General features: G+C 35.4%; 2 protein-coding genes. Both read left to right on the top strand.

Translation table 11 applies throughout. The annotated features are described in order from the left end of the window. Positions 1-291: 291 nt before the first annotated feature. Positions 292-795, top strand: coding sequence for an RNA polymerase sigma factor (locus ACTWQM_RS19970; RefSeq protein WP_443259890.1), 504 nt, complete (start codon positions 292-294; stop codon positions 793-795). Beyond that, the gene (locus ACTWQM_RS19965; RefSeq protein ID WP_443259889.1) at positions 785-1687 is read left to right on the top strand and encodes an anti sigma factor C-terminal domain-containing protein; all 903 of its coding nucleotides are present in this window, start codon (positions 785-787) and stop codon (positions 1685-1687) included. The genes ACTWQM_RS19970 and ACTWQM_RS19965 overlap by 11 nt, the downstream gene beginning before the upstream one ends. Positions 1688-1856 lie beyond the last annotated feature (169 nt).

Raw genomic sequence — 1856 nt, 5'->3', positions numbered from 1 at the left:
GAACAGTTTTGTTGACGGGATCTAGTCCCACGGGTGCGACGTTCTACCCCGACTACCGTAATAATAAGACCATATAAAAAAAGGTCAACCAGAAAAATCTGGATAACCTTATATTACGAACGGGTGCGATTGTTGAACAACAGGCAGTCGCTTTCTTATTTAAGAAACTGCATCTTTCTGACGGATGCAGTCTTATTATTATAAGTCTTAAAAATTAATGAACAAGTTTTCACTTTAACTCTGTAAACTTTTTCTTTGCTCAAACGTCTTCTAAACATAGGGGGAGGGACAATGGAAGACCAAAACAAAAATGAGGAACTAAATAACGAACTAAATATTGTGCTTCGGTACTTAGTAAAAAAAGGTGTTCCACACTCGGATGCTGAAGATGCGGTACAAGAAACAGCATATAAATACCTTAGATTTTCCGATTCCATTCGCTCCTCTAAAGTACGAAGCTGGTTGGTTCGGGTGGCATTGAATTATTATTATGATCAATGTCGGAAAAATAAAAAATACATATTAAATTTAGAGGGAAATATGGAAGAAAATAAAGCAGATGAACTGCCAGAATTGATTATTCTAGCAAAAGAGCGTAGGGAAGAACTTTATAGGTTGCTTTCTAAGCTGAAACCACAATTTATGGAGCTTCTTCTACTAAAATACGAATCCGAGCTATCGTATGAAGAAATTTCTAAACTACTAGGTATTAGCAACAGTTCTGTAAAGACGAATATGTTTCGAGCTAGAAAGAAGTTAGTCAAGCTATATGAGGAGGGAAATGATGGACGATAAAAAAAATTCCAATCAGAACTCGGAAATTGATTTCACAAGCGATCCTTCTTTTCAAAAATCTATTAAGAAAACAAAGTGGAAACAGATCATGTTATATATCGTTATCTCGATTATCACGTTGGTTGTATGTAGTGTATTGGTTTATAGTGGCAGTGAGTATCTCACTAATAAAAAAATCCAAAAAGAAGAAGTACAGCAGCCAAATATATTTGTTGAGGGTTATCAGCAAGGAGCAGAAATCACCAGTGCCACAATGTATCATCATAATTTGTTCAGTGTAGTTGGCAAAACAACATACTATAAAACAATTGGTAACAGGAGAATTGTTTGGGATACTGTGACGAAAAAATATCCTGCTATAGGCAATGTCGAAGTAATTGATCGTGGCAGTGGAATGAGCAAAGTGACTAAATTCAACAAGGAAGCGAATAGAGTTGTTCGGTATAATAAGGTTAATAATGAGCGAATGATTGACTTCTACTACCCCAATTTAAGATATGACTTTTTGCCCCAGGAACTGAAAATAGCCACCGGATTAGATGAAAACACATTGGTTGAAGTGGCGCTTTCTTTTAATGAACCGAAAACACTGGAAGAATTAGGTGAAACGCTGGGCTATAAAAATGTAACTTGGCTTTGGCTTGATAAAGCAACTGAAAAGAAACTCGAACGATTAGAAGAAAAATGGGATGATGATACATGGAAAGTAAAACACGGGGAAGATGCTTATGGATTTCCTGTTTCGGAAGAACACCCGTACACTGAAAATGCAACAGACGACACAACTATTAATGGAGCAGTAGTAAGTGGAACGCCAAAGGAATTAAAAAGGTTTCAGAACCTGGAACTTGTAAGGACTTCTGTTATAGGTGTAACGATTGATAAATATTAAGGTATGTAAACAAAAAAAGATCAAATGATTGTGAAAGAGTGTACTTAAACAAAACCAGCTAATAGTTGTCAACATTTTTCACTAAAAAACCTAAGTTTTTCATGCTATACTTAAAATAAACATGCCAAATAAGCTTCCGTTATATTTTGATTGGAAGGTTTTGTATTAA

Origin of the sequence: Virgibacillus sp. L01 (assembly GCF_052246775.1) — a bacterium.
GTDB lineage: Bacteria > Bacillota > Bacilli > Bacillales > Amphibacillaceae > Lentibacillus.
Note: the sequence above shows the minus strand (reverse complement) of the source record. Positions and strands in the feature narration are given on the sequence as shown.